Source organism: Aquabacterium sp. A08, assembly GCF_011742065.1.
This window is the reverse complement of record NZ_JAAQQT010000422.1, coordinates 1-572: the sequence shown is the minus strand read 5'-3', so window position 1 is coordinate 572 and position 572 is coordinate 1. Positions and strand designations below refer to the sequence as shown.

Annotated in this window: 1 protein-coding gene; it reads left to right on the top strand. The window is 71.9% G+C overall.

All coding sequences use genetic code 11. From position 1 onward, the window contains the following. A partial coding sequence (locus tag HA630_RS27175) for a CBS domain-containing protein (protein ID WP_166832221.1) occupies nucleotides 1-572 on the top strand: 572 nt, incomplete at both ends.

Here is a 572-nt window from a genome sequence, read left to right as displayed (position 1 = left end):
TTTCCCGCCGTGGCCGAGGCCGACACCCTGCTCTACCTGCTGCCCGAGCCGGTGTTCACCGACCTCTTCGAGCACCACCCGTCGTTTGCCGACCAAGTGGAAATCGAAGACCGCACCCGGCTGCACAAGGCGGTGGCGCGCCAGCAGGCCGGCGACGACCTGCTGGTGAGCACGGTGGGCGAACTGGTGCAGCGCGAACCCGTGACCCTGCCGGCCGACGCCACCGCCCAGCAGGCCGCCCAGCGCATGACCGAGGCGGGCGTGTCGTCGCTGCTGCTGGTGCAGACCGGGGCCGAGCCGGACGCGGCCACGGCCATCGCCGGCATCGTCACCGACCGCGACCTGCGCACCCGGCTGCTGGCCCCGGGGCTGCCGCACGACACCCCGGCGCTGGACATTGCCACGCGCGAGGTGGTGACCATCCAGCACCACCGGCTGGCCTTCGAGGCCATGGGCCTGATGTTGCGCCACCGGGTACACCACCTGCCGGTGCTGCAACAACAGCGCCCGGTGGGGGTGCTGGCCCTGGCCGACATCGTGCACCACGAATCGCGCCACGGGCTGTTCGTGGT